Origin of the sequence: Streptomyces sp. NBC_01431, assembly GCF_036231355.1 — a bacterium.
Classification (GTDB): Bacteria; Actinomycetota; Actinomycetes; order Streptomycetales; family Streptomycetaceae; genus Streptomyces.
On sequence record NZ_CP109496.1, the window covers coordinates 115,196 to 132,701 of the forward strand.

The 17,506-nt window shown below is 67.4% G+C and carries 16 protein-coding genes and 1 pseudogene; 8 read left to right on the forward strand and 9 right to left on the reverse strand.

Going from position 1 to position 17,506, the window contains the following annotated elements:
- Nucleotides 1-20: 20 nt before the first annotated feature.
- Nucleotides 21-806: a DUF6202 family protein gene (locus OG522_RS00625; RefSeq protein WP_329460939.1), complete on the reverse strand. Its 786-nt coding sequence runs from the start codon at nucleotides 804-806 to the stop codon at nucleotides 21-23.
- A gap of 784 nt (nucleotides 807-1,590) precedes the next feature.
- Nucleotides 1,591-2,076: an IS5 family transposase gene (locus tag OG522_RS00630; RefSeq protein WP_329467427.1), complete on the reverse strand. Its 486-nt coding sequence runs from the start codon at nucleotides 2,074-2,076 to the stop codon at nucleotides 1,591-1,593.
- Nucleotides 2,077-2,276: 200 nt separating this feature from the next.
- On the opposite strand from OG522_RS00630, the gene OG522_RS00635 reads away from it, so the two are divergent.
- Together OG522_RS00635 and OG522_RS00640 are read left to right on the forward strand one after the other, a co-directional pair.
- Nucleotides 2,277-3,479 carry an IS110 family transposase gene (locus OG522_RS00635; RefSeq protein WP_329460940.1) on the forward strand — a complete coding sequence of 401 codons (1,203 nt, stop codon included), beginning with the start codon at nucleotides 2,277-2,279 and terminating at the stop codon, nucleotides 3,477-3,479.
- Nucleotides 3,480-3,666: 187 nt separating this feature from the next.
- Nucleotides 3,667-5,328 carry an IS4 family transposase gene (locus OG522_RS00640; protein ID WP_329460941.1) on the forward strand — a complete coding sequence of 554 codons (1,662 nt, stop codon included), beginning with the start codon at nucleotides 3,667-3,669 and terminating at the stop codon, nucleotides 5,326-5,328.
- 14 nt (nucleotides 5,329-5,342) lie between these two features.
- On the opposite strand, the pseudogene OG522_RS00645 reads toward OG522_RS00640, so the two are convergent.
- A pseudogene (locus OG522_RS00645) lies at nucleotides 5,343-5,690 on the reverse strand (transposase); the annotation flags it as partial.
- A gap of 419 nt (nucleotides 5,691-6,109) precedes the next feature.
- Here OG522_RS00645 and OG522_RS00650 point away from each other — a divergent pair.
- From OG522_RS00650 to OG522_RS00660, 3 genes are read left to right on the forward strand one after another with little or no spacing between them, the layout of a single operon-like run.
- Complete coding sequence (locus OG522_RS00650; protein ID WP_329460942.1) at nucleotides 6,110-6,289, forward strand: CopG family transcriptional regulator; 180 nt, start codon at nucleotides 6,110-6,112, stop codon at nucleotides 6,287-6,289.
- 1 nt (nucleotide 6,290) lies between these two features.
- Nucleotides 6,291-6,635 (forward strand): VOC family protein, encoded by a 345-nt coding sequence (locus tag OG522_RS00655; protein WP_329460943.1) that lies wholly within the window; start codon nucleotides 6,291-6,293, stop codon nucleotides 6,633-6,635.
- 21 nt (nucleotides 6,636-6,656) lie between these two features.
- Nucleotides 6,657-7,514 carry a class I SAM-dependent methyltransferase gene (locus OG522_RS00660; protein WP_329460944.1) on the forward strand — a complete coding sequence of 286 codons (858 nt, stop codon included), beginning with the start codon at nucleotides 6,657-6,659 and terminating at the stop codon, nucleotides 7,512-7,514.
- Between the two features lie 31 nt (nucleotides 7,515-7,545).
- On the opposite strand, the gene OG522_RS00665 is transcribed toward OG522_RS00660, so the two are convergent.
- The 3 genes from OG522_RS00665 to OG522_RS00675 form a co-directional block, all read right to left on the reverse strand.
- Nucleotides 7,546-8,283 (reverse strand): MFS transporter, encoded by a 738-nt coding sequence (locus OG522_RS00665; RefSeq protein WP_329460945.1) that lies wholly within the window; start codon nucleotides 8,281-8,283, stop codon nucleotides 7,546-7,548.
- Between the two features lie 129 nt (nucleotides 8,284-8,412).
- Nucleotides 8,413-9,000, reverse strand: coding sequence for a nuclear transport factor 2 family protein (locus tag OG522_RS00670; protein WP_329460946.1), 588 nt, complete (start codon nucleotides 8,998-9,000; stop codon nucleotides 8,413-8,415).
- A 136-nt stretch (nucleotides 9,001-9,136) separates the two neighbouring features.
- The gene (locus OG522_RS00675) at nucleotides 9,137-9,430 is read right to left on the reverse strand and encodes a cupin domain-containing protein (RefSeq protein WP_329460947.1); all 294 of its coding nucleotides are present in this window, start codon (nucleotides 9,428-9,430) and stop codon (nucleotides 9,137-9,139) included.
- 99 nt (nucleotides 9,431-9,529) lie between these two features.
- Between OG522_RS00675 and OG522_RS00680 the strand changes: the two genes are divergently transcribed.
- Nucleotides 9,530-10,015, forward strand: a complete 486-nt coding sequence (locus tag OG522_RS00680) for a MarR family winged helix-turn-helix transcriptional regulator (protein WP_329460948.1) — start codon at nucleotides 9,530-9,532, stop codon at nucleotides 10,013-10,015.
- A 980-nt stretch (nucleotides 10,016-10,995) separates the two neighbouring features.
- Here OG522_RS00680 and OG522_RS00685 read toward each other — a convergent pair.
- Both OG522_RS00685 and OG522_RS00690 read right to left on the reverse strand, forming a co-directional pair.
- Complete coding sequence (locus tag OG522_RS00685) at nucleotides 10,996-12,828, reverse strand: FG-GAP-like repeat-containing protein (RefSeq protein ID WP_329460949.1); 1,833 nt, start codon at nucleotides 12,826-12,828, stop codon at nucleotides 10,996-10,998.
- Nucleotides 12,829-12,895: 67 nt separating this feature from the next.
- On the reverse strand, nucleotides 12,896-13,615 hold the full coding sequence (locus OG522_RS00690; RefSeq protein WP_329460950.1) for a hypothetical protein: 720 nt from the start codon (nucleotides 13,613-13,615) through the stop codon (nucleotides 12,896-12,898).
- Between the two features lie 373 nt (nucleotides 13,616-13,988).
- Between OG522_RS00690 and OG522_RS00695 the strand changes: the two genes are divergently transcribed.
- Together OG522_RS00695 and OG522_RS00700 are read left to right on the forward strand one after the other, a co-directional pair.
- Nucleotides 13,989-15,083 (forward strand): hypothetical protein, encoded by a 1,095-nt coding sequence (locus tag OG522_RS00695; protein ID WP_329460951.1) that lies wholly within the window; start codon nucleotides 13,989-13,991, stop codon nucleotides 15,081-15,083.
- 40 nt (nucleotides 15,084-15,123) lie between these two features.
- Entirely contained in the window at nucleotides 15,124-15,624 is a 501-nt protein-coding gene (locus OG522_RS00700) for a hypothetical protein (protein WP_329460952.1), read from the forward strand.
- A 52-nt stretch (nucleotides 15,625-15,676) separates the two neighbouring features.
- On the opposite strand, the gene OG522_RS00705 is transcribed toward OG522_RS00700, so the two are convergent.
- A complete protein-coding gene (locus OG522_RS00705) occupies nucleotides 15,677-17,197 on the reverse strand; it encodes an NHL domain-containing protein (protein WP_329467428.1) in 1,521 nt (506 codons plus the stop codon).
- Nucleotides 17,198-17,506: the final 309 nt, after the last annotated feature.

Consider the following 17,506-nt stretch of genomic DNA (forward strand, 5'->3'; position numbering starts at 1 on the left):
CTTTGTACGTCCTTCCCGGATCAGCCCGCGGAGATCTGATCGGCGAAGTCGTCGAGCGCGCCGGCCCAGTGGGCCGCGTAATCCGTGGCGAGCAGCACCAGCTCTTCGGCGTCCTCTTCACTCTCGACCAGGGCGGTCATGCCGGTCTCCGCGTCGCTGACCGACTGGGCGTGACTCGTCTCGGCCTTGATGTGCGCGTCGATCCAGACCAGCGCGTCGGACGCGGCGAAGAGCTTCTGCCCGCCGACAAGCACCTTGCCGTACATGCGCCGGAACGCGACGGCGATGTCCAACGCCGTGGCCTCCACGACCCGCAGCTGCACCGCAGCGCCCAGCCGATGAGTGGACAGCGACTCCATCGCCCCGAGCAGCTTGGCGACGCCCGCCGGCAGATCCCGTGGCGTCTCCTCGCCGGCCGCTTCCGCCAGCGGCCCCACAATCGAGTCCGCCCACCACAGGTAGTGGACCCCGGCCGCTCCACGAGGCGCCACCGCGCTGAAGTCCACGGCCAGGTTGTCCAGATCGTCGCCGATCACCCGATACGCCGTCTGGAAGGCCCCCAACGCCTCCCGCCCCGGAGCCTGCTGCACCACGAAGTGCCGCGCCGCCGCGCCGAGTCCCGAGATCGTTGTGAACATGAACGCCTTGGTCATCGCCTCCCACTGCCGCGCCACGGCCAGCGCGTCCGTAACGGAGACCACGTCAACAGCCCTCGCCGCCGCGAAGAACCGGTTCTCAGGCCTCACCAACCCAGCCGTTCTCACGACGGCGGCCACCCGCTCGTCAAGCCCCGTGTCAGTGGGCACGGCACTCCCCCTTTGCGCAGTAACATTTCACATGTCACAAGTTACATAGCACTGAAAGAGGCGTCAACAGCCGTCAGAGTGGCGGCGGGGCATCAACGCAGCATCGGGAGGGGACCAGGCACGCGGACTGAGGGAGGGGGCCTGGGGCCGTTCGGCGTTCGATCACGGCCCACGCTGGCGAAGGACTTCACGAGGGAGTACGACACCCTCCAGCGGAGCGCAGCCGGCTTCCGGACCGGCGTCGGCGCCGCGCAGGCCGATGTCCGTTCCGGCGTGGCGCTGCTCACCCGCCATGCGGCGCCGCGCTTCACCTCGGCCCTGCGCATGGTGAAGACAACAGCCCAGTACGTGCTGGTGGATGGCACTTCGACTGAGCGCGACCGGGTCGGCGCGATGCACCTGCCGACGACAGCGCAAAGCACCGCCGCCAGGCGTGAACCTCCAGGTCATCACGCCCTCGACAGCAGGTCCGGTCGTTATCCCGGGTGCGGCCCGGCCGCACGCACGTCCTCACCGCGTCCCTCGGCACCCCATTGTCACCACCCGTCGGCGCCTGGGTGTCCCCGCCCTGGCCGGGCCTGGGCTATCTCGGTGCTGGCGCAAGCATTCCCGTCCGGCGCCGCCCCGGCAATAAACTCCCCACCCGACAGAGGCCGTTGAGCAAGGCCCATGCCCAACTGCGTTACTGCGTTACCGCGTCGAGCGTGGCATGGCGAGACTCAAGACCTGGCGAATCTTCCGCCAGGCCCGCTCCAGCGCCAACTGGCACACGTCAGACGTCATCTCATTTGGCTAGCCTTCGGTAGCAGATGCGGGTGCAGGCGACGCTGGTGAAGGCGAGGAAATGGTCGGCCTTGCGCTCGTAGCGGCGATGAAGCCGGCGACAGCCGGCCAGCCACGACATGGTGCGCTCGATGGTCCAGCGGTGGCGTCCCAGGCGGGTTGAACTCTCCATTCCCCTGCGGGAGATGCGGTGGGTGATGCCCCGGCCGCGTAACCATTTCCGCAGATGGTCGTAGTCGTAGCCCTTGTCGGCATGCAGCTTGCCCGGCCGCCGCCTGCGGGGCCCGCGGCGCGAGCGGATGGGCGGGATACCCCGTGCCAGGGGCTCGAGCGCCTGGCTGTCGTGCAGGTTCGCCCCCGAGATCCCGACGGACAGGGGCAGACCGGTCCGCTCCGTGATCAAGTGGATCTTCGAGCTGTACTTGCCCCGGTCCACAGGATTCGGACCCGTCAGGTCCCCGTTACCGTCTTCGTGGCCCTGAATCAGGGCTCCCGGCCTCCGGCCCCGGTATGACTCGGTCCCCCAGTCGATGATGATCGAAAAGGTGGTGTCGCCGGTGTCGGAGGCATTGGCAGACCGCTGATTAGAGGCACGAGCGCCCCTTGGGCAGTCTCTTCGTAACGTGGATGCCGGCACGCTGATGCCGCAGGTGAGGCCGGGAGGAATACGAGCGCGGGAGCGAAGGCATGTCGGACGAGACGGGCATCGACATCTATCTGGGCCTGGACGTCGGCAAGGGCGATCACCATGCCGCTGCCGTGAACCAGGCGGGGAAGAAGGTTTTCGACAAGCCGCTGCCGAACAGCGAACCAAAGCTGCGGGAGCTGTTCGACAAGCTTCAGGCCAAGCACGGAACGGTACTGGTGGTCGTCGACCAGCCTGCTTCCATCGGGGCCCTGCCGCTGGCGGTCGCCCGGAACGTGGGTTGTCAGGTCGGCTACCTGCCCGGACTCACGATGCGGAGGATCGCCGACCTTTACCCTGGTGAGGCGAAAACGGACGCCCGTGACGCGTTCATCATCGCCGACGCGGCCAGAGCGATGCCTCACACCCTCAGGACCATCGATCTCGCGGATGAGGCCGTTGCCGAGCTCGCGATGATCGCCGGGTTCGACGACGATCTCGCGGGCGAGTCCACCCGGATCGCCAACCGGCTCCGTGGTCTCCTCACGCAGATCCACCCGTCCCTGGAACGAGTCTTGGGACCGCGGATCCAGCATCCGGCCGTGCTCAAACTGCTGGGCCAGTTCGGCTCCCCGGCCCAGATCCGCAAAGCCGGACGCCGTCGCCTCGTGACCCTGATACGTCCCAAGGCGCCGCGAATGGCCGAGCGACTGATCGAGGACATCTTCACCGCACTCGACGAACAGACCGTCGTCGTTCCGGGCACTGAAGCAGCTGCGCTGATCGTCCCCAGCCTCGCCGACTCACTCCAGTCCGTCCTTGACCAGCGAAAACTCCTCGCGACCCGGATCAAAGAACTCCTGGAGGCCCACCCTCTTTCCCATGTCCTGATCTCGATGCCCGGCATCGGGATCAGGGCCGCTGCCCGCATCCTCATCGACGTCGGTGACGGCAGTGGCTTCGCCACCGCAGGCCATCTCGCTGCGTACGCCGGCCTCGCGCCGGTGACCCGCAACTCCGGCTCCTCCATCCGCGGCGAACATCCCTCCCGGCGAGGCAACAAACAGCTCAAGAGGGCGTTCTACCTGGCTGCGTTCGCCTCGCTCTCCCAGCCCGAGTCACGCGCCTACTACGACCGCAAACGCCGCGAGGGGAAACACCACGTTGCCGCTCTGATCGCGCTCGCCCGACGCCGCATCGACGTCCTGTTCGCCATGCTCCGCGACGGCACCTTCTACCAACCACCCACACCAGCATCGGCTTGACGAAAACCATAGAGGCACCTTTTCAACGCCAATGCCACGTAGTTAAGCCTTGGCCCGATTCGTCAACTGCCGTCCGCAGACCCGAGGGTGGGCGCGGTGCGGCAAACGGGACCTCTGGTAAAGCAAGGAAGCTCGCCAAGATCTTCCTGTTACGAGAGGTCCCGTGTCCTGCCAGCCTGCAAACACCATGCTGACCCGTACTGTCACCGTGGCCGGCGGTGTCTACGCACCCGGCCACCTGGGCGAGTTGACCCCGTACGTGCCCTTCGAGCTGGTCGATGACGTGCTCGCGCGAACGCGCAGGGTTCAGCGGCGGCTGCGGCAGCTCCCGTCACGGGTCGGGGTGTACTTCCTGCTGGCCCTGGGCTTGTTCCCTTCCCTGGGGTACGCCCGAGTGTGGGACAAACTCACCGCTGGCCTGCAAGGACTTCCTCTTCAACGCCCGTCGGAGAAGAGTCTTCGGGATCTGCGCCGCCGGCTGGGGCCGGCTCCGATGAAGGAGCTGTTCGAGGTGCTGGTCGGGCCAATGGCCCAGCCCACGACACCCGGCGTGTGTTACCGGCGGTGGCGGACCGTCGCCTTCGACGGCTGCAGCTCTCTCAAGGCTCCCGACCAGCCGCAGATCCGCGGCCTGCTGGACAAGATCCGCCACCACCGGGGCATGGCCGGCTATCCGGCCCTGCGCCTGCTGGCCCTGTGCGAGACAGGCACCCGCGGCCTGCTCGGTGCGGTCTTCGGCCCGTCGGCCACGGGCGAGATGGCCTATGCCGCGCGGCTGCTGCCTCTGTTGACCCCGAGAACGCTGTTGCTCGCCGACCGCGGCTTTGACGCGGATGCGTTCCTCGCCTCAGTGTCCGACACCGGCGCCCAACTCCTGATCCGTCTCAACCCGCGCCGTCGTCCGGCCGTACTGGCCACCTTGCCTGACGGGTCCTTCCTGACCCGTTTCAACGGTCTCAAGCTCCGCATCATCGAAGCTCACATCACCGTCACCACCAACGACGGCAAGCACATCGGCGACCACTACTGGCTGGCCACCACGCTGCTCGACCACCGCACCGACCCTGCCGACGCCCTGGCGCGTCTCTATCACGAACGCTGGGAAGTCGTATCGGCCTTCTACGCTCTCCGCCACACACTGCTCACCGGCCGGGTGCTGCGTTCTTGCGATCCGTCCGGGCTCGAACAGGAGGTCTGGGCGCTTCTCACGCTCTATCAGGTACTGCGCAGGGCCATGGTGGACGCAACGGAATCCGCCCCGGGCACAGACCCGGACCGGGCGAGCTTCACTGTCGCCCTCCAGGCCGCCCGCAACCAGCTGATCACCGCCTCCGGCGTCCTGCCCGCCGACGAGGCTGCCGACACGACCAACATCCTCACGAACTCCGTCCTGACGGCCCTGCTTCCCAAGCGCCGCCCACGCATGAGTGCTCGCAGGGTGAAGTGCCCGCTGTCCCGCTACCCCTTGCGTCCGACCGAATCTCGGCCGTTGACCAGCCAGAACATCACACAGCTGGCCATCAGCATCCACCGCCCGCACGACACGCACCCCCCATCCGGGGGTGCGGAGACCACCGTCCGGACGCCCGGCACCGCGTTGGCCAGGACCGGCACGAAAGACCGCACGCTCCAGCTCCTGCGCTCCGACCCACACCGGACCTGGCGCGTCCGCGAGATCGCGCACGCGCTCCAGTATCCCAACTTCCACAGCCTATGCGCCCAGTTGAGCCGGTGGACTCGAGAAGGACTCCTCCATAAACCGGATCACGGCACCTACAGGCTCACCGCCTCGTGGATCCACCACGAACCGCCAGCGCCTCTGCCATTGACGGATCGGGCCAAGGCCTAACTACGTGGCATTGTTTTCAACGCCCGCATGTTCACCGAGTCGATCGCGCACCTCGACCAGTCCAACTCCCCACGGGCGCCGAGCTCGTCGAGGACCAGGCGGTGCAGCTTCGCCCACACCCTGGCCTTCGACCACTCGGCAAACCGCCGATGGGCCGTCGCTCCCGACGGCCCGAAGGACGCCGACGGCAACGGCTGCCAGGTACAGCCGGACGTCGCCACGAACACAATCGCGGCCAGCACCTCGCGATCACCGTGCCGACGCCGACCGCCCCCCTGAGGACGCAACGGCGCCTCCGGCACCACCCGCTGGAACAGCTTCCACAACTCGTCCGGCACCAGCCGCTCAACAATACCCGCCACAGCCGACAGCCTACCGAAGCAGCCAAATGAGATGACGTCTTACGGGTGTGAGACGGGACGGCGAAGCGGTGCAGCACCGTGATCGTGTCGTCCACGGTGGTGTGGAGGGCCAGGGTGCGGGCCGCGGTCGAGATGGCCAGGACCGTGATCCTGTCCCTCTGAGGCAGCCCCGACAGCCGGTCTGCACGGTCACCGGCGAGCGCGCTCGCAGCGGTGGCCATGGGCTCGGACATGAGCACGGTCTCCAGCCAGGCCAGTCCGGCCGGTGCCGGCACGGCCCGCGCATCCATTCGATCCGGGGCCGAGCATCATCAACCCCGCCCTGGCCGATCGACACCGATGTCCTGAAACCGGCTCGGGTTGGTTTGCCGTACCGTTGCACAAGGTGATCTAGCTTGCTAGGATGCTAGCATCTGCTTGTGAGTGATGAGGAAGTCAAGCAATTCAACGTGTACCTGCCGATCGGACTGATCAAGCAGGTCAAGTACCGCGCCATCGAGTCGGGCATGTCGTTGTCGGCGCTCGTCGCTGACGCGCTGCGCGCTTACCTTGACGACGCCCATGGGAACAAACAGCAATCGCCCAAGAAGGAGACCTGACATGCCGACCGAAGGAATCGAGGCCGTGTTCCTGACGACGCACAACTGGGGCAAGGCGGCGAAGTTCTTCCAGGAGCTCGGGTACGAGCTGGAGTTCGCGACGGACCACAACTCCGGCCAGCTCCGCAACGGCGGCGGTCCCTACGTGTTCATCGCCGAGGTTCCCGAGGACCAAGAGCCCCAGACGCGGATCGTGCTGAAGGTGCCGGACGCGGACGCGTTCCGTCCCGATCCTGTCGTCGAGGTGGTCACGCCGTTCGAGGACACGCATTACGGGACCAAGGAGATGACCGTCCGCGACCCCGACGGGCGCCTGTGGAGCCTTCAGGCTCCCGCCAAGAACTGACTGCGACGAAGGGCGAACACCATGGCGCACGAGGAGACAGAGGCACCGGACAACACCGCAGTGCGGACCGCCCTGTGGCGGGCGATGCACCTTCAGGTCGACGCGCCCCCGCATGTGGTTGAGGACGAGATCGGCCTGCAACTGGCGGCTCCCGGCGATGACTGGCGCGACCGCCCGGACATGGACCCGCAGGCCACCAGCGGGTTCCGGGCAGCCATCGTTGCCCGCGCTCGTTTCATCGAGGATCTGATCGCTGAGCAGGCCGACCGGGGAGTGACCCAATACGTCATCCTGGGAGCTGGTCTGGACACCTTCGCCCAGCGCAAGCAGGAGCTCGCCTCCCGCCTGCGCATCTTCGAGATCGACCAGCCTGACACCCAGGCATGGAAGCGCCACCGCCTGGTCGAGCTCGGCTACGGCATCCCCGACTGGTTGCACCTGGTGCCGGTCGACTTCGAGGCCGGCGCGTCCTGGTTCGAGCAGCTGTCCACCGCCGGCTTCGATCCCGGCCGCCCAGCGGTCGTCGTCTCCACCGGCGTCACCATGTACCTCACCAAGGACACCACCGTAGCCACACTGCGCCAGATCGCCGGGCTTGCTGCCGGCACAACGCTCGCCATGACCTTCCTGCTGCCGACCGGACTTGTCGACGATGCCGACCGCCGCGGCCTCCGGGCGAGCGAGGAAGGCGCGCGAGTATCCGGAACTCCGTTCATCAGCTTCTACACCCCGCAGGAGATGCTGGCACTGGCGCGCGAAGCCGGCTTCAAAGACGCCCGGCACGTACCGGGGACTTTGCTCGCCGAGCGCTACTTCACCGACCGGACCGACGGCCTTCGCCCGTCAAGCGGAGAAGACCTCCTGCTGGCCACCACCTGATCCCTCCTCAACGCCGTCTGGCCTCCGAGCCCTATGGTTCAAAAAAAACACCTAGCGAGCACTCCGTTTGCTCAACTGACCATTTAGTGAAGGTGCCAGAGGTGGAGATCGTGCTGCTCCTAGTGCTCGCCTTGGCCGGTGGGCGTACGTCGTCGGTGTACGTGAAGTCGGTGACGTACGGGGCGGGGCGCGGATGGGCGCCCGTGGCTCTGGGGTCGCGCGGCTGGCTGGGCGTCCGCGCGGCAGCCAGGTAGGCGGGGGAACGCACTCGATCCTCGGAGGGGATCGCACCCGCGACGAGTGCGCCCTCGGCTGACCGGCCCACCGATTCGAAGAAGGCGACGAGGCTTGCCACCGCCAGGAATTCCGTGAAGTCACCGATCAGGGCGTAGCAGCACAGGAGCAGGGCTTCCGCGACGCGTGCGGAGGCCCGTAAACCACGCGGGCCGCGGACGTCAGCGAGGCGTCCGGCGGGCACTCCTCCTAGCAGCCCCATCACTGAGGCCGCGGTGAGGCCGAGGCTCACCCGCGACACCGACAACCCCAGGGCCTGAGTGAGGTAGAGGGGGAGCACGGTGTGGAAGGGACCACGCCCCGACCGGCTGGCGAACGTGGCAACCGCGAGCGGACGGGCGGGGCCGGGATCAAGGATGACAGATTTCCGGATTCGGGCGACCGCGGAACTACTCATGCGGAGAACCGGCTGCCCACGCTGGCCAGGGTGTGATCGATAGCGGTGATCGTCTGGCGTGTCGTCGGTTTCCTGCATACGCTCGCCGCGGCCGTTCTGTCCGCAGGACACGGGGAGTTCACGGACGGGAAGGCCTTGCTGGTGGCCCAGGTGCTGACGTGGGTGATGCAGTGGCGGAGCGGGCCGAGCGACCCTGCAAGGAGCTGGTTACCCCTGGGGGCCGAGCCAGTCGAAAAGCGACCGGTAGAGCCGCTGGACCGGTGCGGGGCGATCGTCGCCGTAGAGGTCGTCGGCGACGGGGTAGCCCCTGACGTTGAGCAGGTGGGCGAGCATCCGATAGGAAGGCCGCGTCCCGGCCAGGGCGTCCGGGTCGATCTCCAGATGTGTTCCCGGCACGCTGGGGAGCAGGCTGTCCCGCTCGTAGACGGAGTCCAGGGAGACGATCAGCCAGCGGCCCGTACGCCGCTCGGCGCGGTACAGGAGCCGCGTGTTTGACGTGAGGTCCGCCTCCACGCCGTTGAGCTCGCTACGCATGTGGATGGCCACGGCGACCTCCACCACGGCCTTCGCGCCGAGAACGTCCACGACGGGCGGGCCGAGGGTGTGGGTCGCGCTGTCACCGCGGGCGGCCATCTCCCGCGAGGCGGCCACGAAGTCGGCGCCGCTGCCGCGAAACCAGCTGAGGCGGATGGCCGCGTCAGCCGCCAGACACTCCCGCATCTGCGACCACCAGCCCCGATCGCGGCTTCGGCGCTCGTGCAGGATCAGCCGTGACACCTCGGTGACGTCATCCATGAGCGGACCTTTCTGCTGGACGGAGGCGCGGCGCGCCTGCCGTGGAAAATTTGGCTCACTGTGCCCAGGGCGGCGGGAAGGTGGTGCCGCCGACGGTCGCCTTCATACCGGCCGAGGTCCCCGCCGTGACTGCCGCCTAGGCATGTGTTGAGGCGTTGTGCAGCCGCAGGACGGAACGGGCGGGGACGATGACGGCATCACCCGGCCCGGCGAGCACCTCCTTGCCCGCGATGCTGGCCGACACCTCTCCGTTGAGGACGACGAACGCCTCCTCGCGGTCCATGTGGTGCGGTTCGCTTTGTGCGCCCGGCGCCAACTCCAGCGACCGGACAGCCAGTTCTGTGCTGCATCGGGAAAGCACGGCCAGCGGACGGAAGGCGAAGCCGCCGCGGTCGAAGCCCGGCGCACCGGCGAGGGTGAACAGGGGCATGGCGCTCCTCCAGGAGATATAGTCAATCTGCTTGACCACTTCACACTATGGCCGCAGACGCGGACAGGTCAATGCGGTTGACCAATCGAAGGAGGCGCCGTGCCGTCCAACCCCAACCTCGCCGATCGCCGCCCGGGGCAGGTGCCCCTGCTGCTGGCCATCGCCTACCGGGCGATGACTGATCACTTCCACAGCCGCCTGGCCAAACTCGGACGCGAACCACTACGTCCCGCACACGGCTACACCTTCCGCTACCTCGCCGCCCACCCGGGCGCCACCACCGTCGACCTCGCCGCCCACCTGGGCATCACCAAGCAGGCCGCCTCCAAAGCCGTCGCCGAGCTCCAGGACTGGGGCTACGTCCAACGGCAACCCCACCCCGTCGACAAACGGGCCCAGTCGCTCACCCTCACCGAACGAGGCCACGAGTACCTCCGCCTGGCCGACCAACTGTGGGCGGAGGTGGAACAGCGGTTCGCCGAGCTCATCGGCTCCGACCGCCTCGCCGCACTCGACCAGGACCTGCGCGCCTACATCGACCACGTCTACGGTGACCAGCCCGTCCCGTTCCGTCCGGTGTGGTGACCGCACCGGCAACCCCAGCGCGGTCGAAGGCGTCTCACAACCTCTTTCCGTAGATCACGGTGCAGTACTCCAGCCGTAGATCGTGACCTTGGTCCCAGGGGCGTTACGGGCGAAATCCTGACGCTGAAAAGACGGTCGTGACGCTCATTCTGGGGCTCTGGCACAGCTTCCGTGCTCGATGACGCTCCGTGGCCTGTATTCATCGGCGGAGACCCTGGGGTCTGTAAGGCGAGCGGCCCTGTCTCACATCCGGTGGCAACGGACTGTGATGGCTGCGAAGGGTAGTTCCGTTGGCCCTTGATCCGCAAGGTCCGGAGGTTGAAGTGCCCCTTCCGTGGAAACGGCCGCCGCGCTGGAGGGAGCCGCACAATCGCCGGACGCGGAGTTCAACTCCAAGGTCATTGGAAACGAATCCCCAGGTCAGGAAGCTGACTTCACTCTCCGCGCTTACGGATACAGTCCGTTACCACCGGATGTGAGACAGGGCCGCTCGCTTTACAGACCCCCTTTTACCTGCTCGACCAGCAACTGCACACCGTGCCGACGTCGCTCCCGCACTGGCCTGACTGCGTGACGCACTCGGCGAGCCAGGGCGAAACGCCGCCCGGGAGGCGGCGCCTGCCGCGGGGCGGCGAACCTGCGTCCGCGGCTCGCCGCCCGCTTGGTCAAGGCGACGCTCGCGCCGCCAAGCTGGCCGCGTTCACTGCCTACCTACACACGGCCCTGGAGCGCCCTGGACCCGGTTCCCGATCGCGCGAGCCCGAGGTGTTCTAGGCTGGACCAACTCCCGACGAGAGTGCGTCGGCCCCGGTGCCGGGCGCACTGCCGACAAGTGACAGCACCTCTTCGGTGCGACGTCGGTTTCGGCGGGCACCCACGGCCAAGCAGATCGGGCTCGTTCGTGGCCATCATGGTCAGGCGCTTGCAGTCGCTCATCGATCGCGCACATGTTCCGTGATGGGTTGTGGGTGCCTCCGGCGTCACCGGGTCCGGAAGCGGCGGTGGAGGTTGCGGGCCACGTGTACGCCCGGGCCGCCGAAGCCGACGATGTCGACGCGTCCGTCGCCCGTGATGTCGGTGAGGAACCGGGGGTGACGGTCGACCCGCCAGGCGCCCGCGTCGTCGTTGTATCCGAACCCGCGGCACACCAGCTGGGCCTGCTCGAAGGTGCCGTCGCCGTTGTTGTGCGATACCCAGACGCCCTCGTTGCCGAAGCCGACGATGTCCGGGGTTCCGTCGCCGGTGGCGTCGGCCAGGAGCCGGGGGTGTTTCTCGCCCGTCCATCCCTGGGCCTGCCCGTAGTCGTTCAGGACGAGCTGGGAGGGCTCGAACGTGCCGTCGCCGCGTCCGCGTGCGACGGTGACGCCCTGCGGGCCGAACCCGACGATGTCCGATACCCCGTCGGGGGTAGTGGCGACCACGAACCGGGGGTGCTCCCTGATCGAGCTCCATCCCTGGTCGACCCCGAAGTCGTCGAGGACGTAGAGAGGTTCGGCGAATGCCCCGTCCTCGTCCTGGAGGGAGAACCAGAGGCCGTCGTCGTGGAAGCCGATGATGTCGAGCCTGCCATCGCCGGTGGTGTCCGCGAGGAACCTGGGGTGCCTGTCGATGAGCCAGCCACCGGCCTCCTCGCTTTGGCCGAACGCGCGGAGGACGGGTTCGTCGGCGAGCGGTGCGAACTTTCCTTCCTCGTCCTGGAGTGATACCCAGAGGCCGTCGTCGTGGAAGCCGACGATGTCGAGCCTGCCATCGCCGGTGGTGTCCGCGAGGAACCTGGGGTGCCTGTCGGCGAGCCAACTGCCGGCCTGCGGGCCGTGGCCGAACGCCTTCAGGACCAGTTCGCCGCCCGCGGGCGTGAACCTGCCATCCTCGTCCTGGGCGGACACCCGGACGCCTTCGGCGGCAAGCACGACGACACCGGGACGGCTCTCGCCGTTGAGGTCCGCGAGGGTCCACAGATCCTTGGGACTCGCGGAGGACGCGGGTGGGTGCAGAACCCGTTGCTCGTCCTCGAAGGTCCCGTCCCCTCGGCTGGGGGAGATCACCGCGCCCTTCGCGGGTTTGAGCCCGACGATGTCCGCGATCCCTGTCCCGGTGGTGTCGGCGAGAAACCACTCACCGAGCCCTGCCCACCAGCCCGGCTGTCTGGCAGGGCAGGGGCTGGAGTTGACGGGCTTCCACCCTCCGGCGTCCTGGTCGCTGCCGAGCTTGTCCAGGACCAGCAGTACGTTGCTGAAGGAGGGTGTCGCGTCGGGCGCCGGCCGCAGCGAGGTCTTGTTGTGGGTCAGCCTCCAGGACTGGCGGCTGTTCCAGTGGCTCAGCGGCGCCCAGTCCAGCACAAGGTCGCTGGTGCGCTCCGGATCGGCCGGGACCAATCGCCAGCGTTGGCTCTCCGCGAGGTCGTCGTACTCGCCAAGGACGATCCGGGTGTCGTCCTTCCCGGGTTCGTCGAGGTCGAGCACGGCGCCGTCGGCCGCGCCCTCGATGAAGTAGAGGCCCGCTTCGCCCGCGACAGGGACGAGGCGCCACTGCTGGCCCTTCTTGCCCGAGGCGTCCGACTGGCGGACGCCCTGGCCCGCGGCGGCTGGGGTGTCGAGCACTTTGCTGCCGGCCGTGTTGCGGATGACGTACGCCGGGTCGTCCTGCGAGCCCGGCACGGGGGTGAACTGCCACAGCTCCGGGCGCGGGCCGTCCTTGGGGTAGTCGCGGACGACGAGCGTCCCGTCCGCGGCCGGCGTGGCCTTCGCGCCGAGGGGCTGGCCTGTGGCGGCGTTGACGATCTCCAGCTTCAGTTTTTGCGTGGGCACGGGCATCGTGGTGCCTCTTCCAGGCGGTTGGTGCGACGGCTCGGGACGGGGGCGGGGCGGTGGTGGCTGCGGCTCACGTGAAGACGTGGTGGTAGGGGACGTCCCACTCATTGGGGAGCCGCGGGTAGAAGGTGTTGATGACCGTCCCGGTGAAGTCCCCGCCCCAGTTGTAGGTGAGCCGCGCTTCGCTGTCTTTCGCCACCGTGTGGTCCTTGAACCCGAGGATGGCGTCGGGGTGGGTGATCGGCACGAAGGTGATCCCGCCCCACGGCGTCACCGTGACGACCCAGAGTTGGGTGTCCTCCATCGCACCGTTCTTCCCGCGCCACTTGTCGGCCACCTTGGCGGGCAGACCCACCTGCAGAGTGTCGGCCGTGCTCTGCGGGGCATCCTGGTGGACGGTGACGCGCCGGCGCTGCGGCTTCGGGGTTCCGTCGTCGCCGCGACCGGCATCCGCGTCGGCCGTGCCGACGGGCGGGGGCGTCACCTGGCCCGCGGCGCTCTCGACGAAGTACAGCGGGCGCTGGCCGAAGAAGCCGCCGGGGGTGATGTGCCAGAGGTGGCCACCGGCGTCCTTGGTGGCCGGGTCGAGCGCGGTGGCCAGCTTCACGCCCTTGTCGTGACTGCTCGCCGCCAGTTCTGCGGGGCGCAGGTAGCCGCCGTTGAAGGCGTGGACGAGCATGACCGGCCGGTTCTCGACGAGCGCGGCCACAATCGCGTTGTCGTAGCTGTTCACCGCCACCGGGCCGCCGACCACCAAATTCGCCATTGCCGTGCGTTCTTGGGTGTACATCGCCGAAACCTCACCAGTTCTTGATGTGGAGAACAACGCCTCAGGCGCTCAGTGAAATTGTTTATCACGTGCCATTACCGGACTCTCCATCACGCACGATCGATTCGGCTCCATAAGCGAATATACGATCGGAGTAAATGCACCCAAAGTAGCGACTTTCGAGGTCAGGACGCTAAGAGGGCAAGCTGGAGAGTCCTCGATCGGGTGATCAAAGCCGCCACAGATCCTTGATCACCCGTTTGAGTGCGATACACAGAGACGCCTCCGCGCGCTGATGGGACCCTGCTAGCTTCGCTTGCCGGAGCGTGTGCGGATTCCCCTTTTTTGCCATTTCACCGAGTGCGGTTTCGGCCAGATCAGTCGAGGACAGAAATTGCCTTCCAACGCGTACAACCTGGAACGGGCCAAGCGCCAGCCGCTGACGAAGAAGAACCTGCGGGAACTCAACATCGAGCAGAACTGGCAGTCCATCCTGGAGCACCCCAACCTGGTCTACGTCGACGACTACGGGGTGCGGCACAAGCCTGTCGGCTTCTCCGTGAACAAGTCCAGCTTCGGCTCCTTCCCCGGCACCGCGTACGGGCTGGGCTGGCTCGCCTACATGAACCTCGGGGAGCCGCTGATCGAGGAGCGGCGCAACATCACCCAGCCGCCGCCCGACACTTTCTCCTCGCGCACCTACGTCAACCGCAGCGGCTCCGATATGACCTTCACCGACTCGGTCGACTTCAACGTGTCGAACGGTGCCACCTGGTCACTCTCGGGGGACACCAAGCTCACCTTCGGCGGCAACGTCAGCGCCCAGCTCCAGCTCCAGCTCCAGAACAAGCTCGGCCTGAACCTGCAGGGGCAGCTCGGGACGCAGCTCAAGAACGAGATGGCGAACAAGAACGCCAACACGATGACCAACAAGAACAGCAAGGACAGCGTGGGCGTGGACAACGCCAACACCGTCGACACGTCGGTGAGCAACGGGATGACGAACTCCGCCTCGGCCTCGATGACCGGCTCGGTGGACTTCACCACCACAGGCAGCGCCTCCGGCACCGCGGGCCTCAACGCCGCCCTGGCCCAGGGCATCACAGCCTCCGTCGGCGGTTCCCTCACCACCAGCTGGGCCTCGAAGTCCCAGATCTCCGGCACGGTCCCGCCAAACTCCCGCGTGGAGACCATCGTCACCCAGCGCCGTGCCCTCAAGCAGTACACCTACGAGATCCCGGTGACCTTCTCCGGGCTGCTCGCGGTGAAGTACGACGTGCCGGTGACCGTCCTGTCTCCCCCGCAGCCGGACGACTACCCCGGGCTCGACCAGTTGGTCGCCCGAGACATCAGCAACCTCGACCTGGCCGGCGGCGGCTTCCGCATGAAGGGCCTGGCCGAGGTCGTCTCCGCCCTGGAGGTCCACCACACGATGTTCGACGGCGAAAGCCTGACCGACAGCGAACGAGACCTGTACAAGAAGCCGTGACCGGCGGACGGCGCCGCCACAACGACCAGAGGTGACGACCATGGTGTTCAAAAACGTCTTCGACTCCGCCGGAACAGGCGCGGGACTCTTCTCGGTGACCACCGACCGCGACAAGCCGCAACCGGGAGCGGGTGTCGACTTCGAGGACGCCGACGACGACACGTATGACGACACGACCACGAGCCTGTTCACCAGCGGGATCCACGGTGCCTCCCACCGGGCGAAGACCGTGCAGGAACAGACGCCCGAAGCACGGGCAATCCTGGGCTTCCTGGCCTCCTTCATCCAGACTACCCAGGCGTCCGCCGGCACCCAGGCCGCCTACGCCCAGGACCCCGGCTCGGTGTCCACGGCCGCGGCCGCCGGCATGGAGAAGTCCAGCGAGACCGTGACGCAGCGCGGCGACCTGCAGAAGGATGAGGGCCTGCAGGCTCCGAAGAGGGACGACTTCAAGGCACCGGACGCCCCGGCGTCGCCCACGGCCGAAGAGCCTCCCAAGGCGCCCAAGGCCAACGCCGAGAAGCCGTCCGATCCCAAGTAGGTTCACAGGTCCGAGTGGTCAGGGGCGGCGACGCCCCTGACCAGTCGTGCGTTCACACGGGGAGCAGTTGCCATTGCCGGTCGCGGTGGTCGCCCTGCGCCCCGTACTGCTTGATCACCGTGGGGGCGTTGGTGTCGACCCGCAGGAGCAGACCGCTGTTCCGGTTCGCGATCTCGTACACCCGCGGGGTATCGGCCACGGAGCCCACCGGGATCAGCCTCCACTGCTGATGGCGCGCGTCAACACCCTCGTAGACGCGCTGCGCGACCACTGCCCCGGCCGCCACCCCCGCTCCGACGACCTCCAAAACCTTGCCGCTGCGCACGTTCTCGATCCTGTACAGGATGCCGCCGTTGTCCTGGCCCGCCGCGACCAGCCGCCACCGCTGGTGATCCCTGGGGACGGCGAGCGCCTGGTGGATCTCGGCCCCGTCCTTGGTGGACTCACGCAGGACCCCCATCCGCAACCTGCTGCGGACGTTGGCCAAGGAGACCACCGTGCCCGAATCGGGCAGCCCGGCCATCCTCGCCGACGCGACCCTCCGTACCCGGTTGTCGACGTGGTCGGCGATGTAGAGGGTGTCGACGCAGTCCACAGCGAGCCCGCGTGGGTTCTTCAGCTGGGCCGATGCGGCCGGGCCGCCGTCACCGCCGGAGCCCGCGGAGCCCACGATGCCCGCGACCGTGCTGATCTTCCCATCGGCCGCGACCTTCAGAACCCGGTGATTGCCGGAATCGGCGATGTAGAGGTCGCCTGCGCTGTCCACCACCACCCCCAAGGGGGAGTTCAGCTGGGCCGAAGCGGCCGGGCCGCCGTCACCGCCGGAGCCCGCGGAGCCCACGATGCCCGCGACCGTGCTGATCTTCCCATCGGCCGCGACCTTCAGAACCCGGTGATTGCCGGAATCGGCGATGTAGAGGTTGCCCGCGCCGTCCACCGCCACTGAGTGCGGGTTCTTCAGCTGGGCTGAAACCTCTGGACCGCCGTCTCCCGCGGACCCGTTCCCCACGAACGTGCTGATCTTCCCGTCAGTGGTGATCTTCCGGATTAGGTTGTTGTAGTAGTCGGCGACGTAGAGGGCGCCGGTGCTGTCCACCGCCACCCCCAAGGGGAGGTTGAACTGGGCGGCGGTGGCGGGGCCGCCGTCACCGCTGCATCCCGCGGTCGTGCCGGCGACTGTGTCGATCTTCCCATCGGCCGTGATCTTCCGGATCCGGTGGTTGTTGCCATCGGCGATGTAGACGGCACCTGCGCTGTCCACCGCCACCTCGCGCGGGTAGTTCAGCTGGGCCGAGACGGCAAGGCCCTTGTCACCCCGGGAGCCCGCGACCCCGTTCCCCACGACCGTGCTGATCTTCCCGTCAGTGGTGACCTTCCGAACCCGGTGGCTGCTGTACTCGGAGAAGTAGAGGGTGCCGGTGTGGTCCACCGCGATCCCGTACGGGCCGTTCAACTCGACCTTAACCGCAGGCTCGTTGTCCTCTTTGGACCCCGCACCCACGGTCCCCGCGACCGTGCTGATCACCGGGGCGGATTGCTCGCCGTCCGTGGCTTCCACCTGGGCAGTGCTCATCGTCATCCCTTCACCGTTCACCGGCCGCCCACTACAGCCGGTTGTAGGTCGATTCCAACAAGCCATGCGGGCATCCGGTCGGCAAAGTCACCAATGGGTGCCTTCACGCATTGCGTTGACGGAGGCCCGCGCCGATCGGCCGCGATCCACGGTCAGCGCCTGGAGGTGACAAACGGGCGCGGCGAGCCAAACAGTCGGTGATCTGCGGCGGACACTTACCCGGTGCCTGACATGCTGCGCATCTGGATGAGACACGAATCCCGGCGGACCGAACGGCGTGCCGCCCTTGTGCCTGAAGACGCCCACAAA

Coding starts and splice junctions, on each gene's coding strand:
- OG522_RS00635 (WP_329460940.1), top strand. CDS start 2,277: ATGTCGGACGAGACGGGCATCGACATCTATCTGGGCCTGGACGTCGGC.
- OG522_RS00640 (WP_329460941.1), top strand. CDS start 3,667: ATGCTGACCCGTACTGTCACCGTGGCCGGCGGTGTCTACGCACCCGGC.
- OG522_RS00655 (WP_329460943.1), top strand. CDS start 6,291: ATGCCGACCGAAGGAATCGAGGCCGTGTTCCTGACGACGCACAACTGG.
- OG522_RS00660 (WP_329460944.1), top strand. CDS start 6,657: ATGGCGCACGAGGAGACAGAGGCACCGGACAACACCGCAGTGCGGACC.
- OG522_RS00665 (WP_329460945.1), bottom strand. CDS start 8,283: ATGCAGGAAACCGACGACACGCCAGACGATCACCGCTATCGATCACAC.
- OG522_RS00670 (WP_329460946.1), bottom strand. CDS start 9,000: ATGGATGACGTCACCGAGGTGTCACGGCTGATCCTGCACGAGCGCCGA.
- OG522_RS00675 (WP_329460947.1), bottom strand. CDS start 9,430: ATGCCCCTGTTCACCCTCGCCGGTGCGCCGGGCTTCGACCGCGGCGGC.
- OG522_RS00685 (WP_329460949.1), bottom strand. CDS start 12,828: ATGCCCGTGCCCACGCAAAAACTGAAGCTGGAGATCGTCAACGCCGCC.
- OG522_RS00690 (WP_329460950.1), bottom strand. CDS start 13,615: ATGTACACCCAAGAACGCACGGCAATGGCGAATTTGGTGGTCGGCGGC.
- OG522_RS00700 (WP_329460952.1), top strand. CDS start 15,124: ATGGTGTTCAAAAACGTCTTCGACTCCGCCGGAACAGGCGCGGGACTC.
- OG522_RS00705 (WP_329467428.1), bottom strand. CDS start 17,197: ATGAGCACTGCCCAGGTGGAAGCCACGGACGGCGAGCAATCCGCCCCG.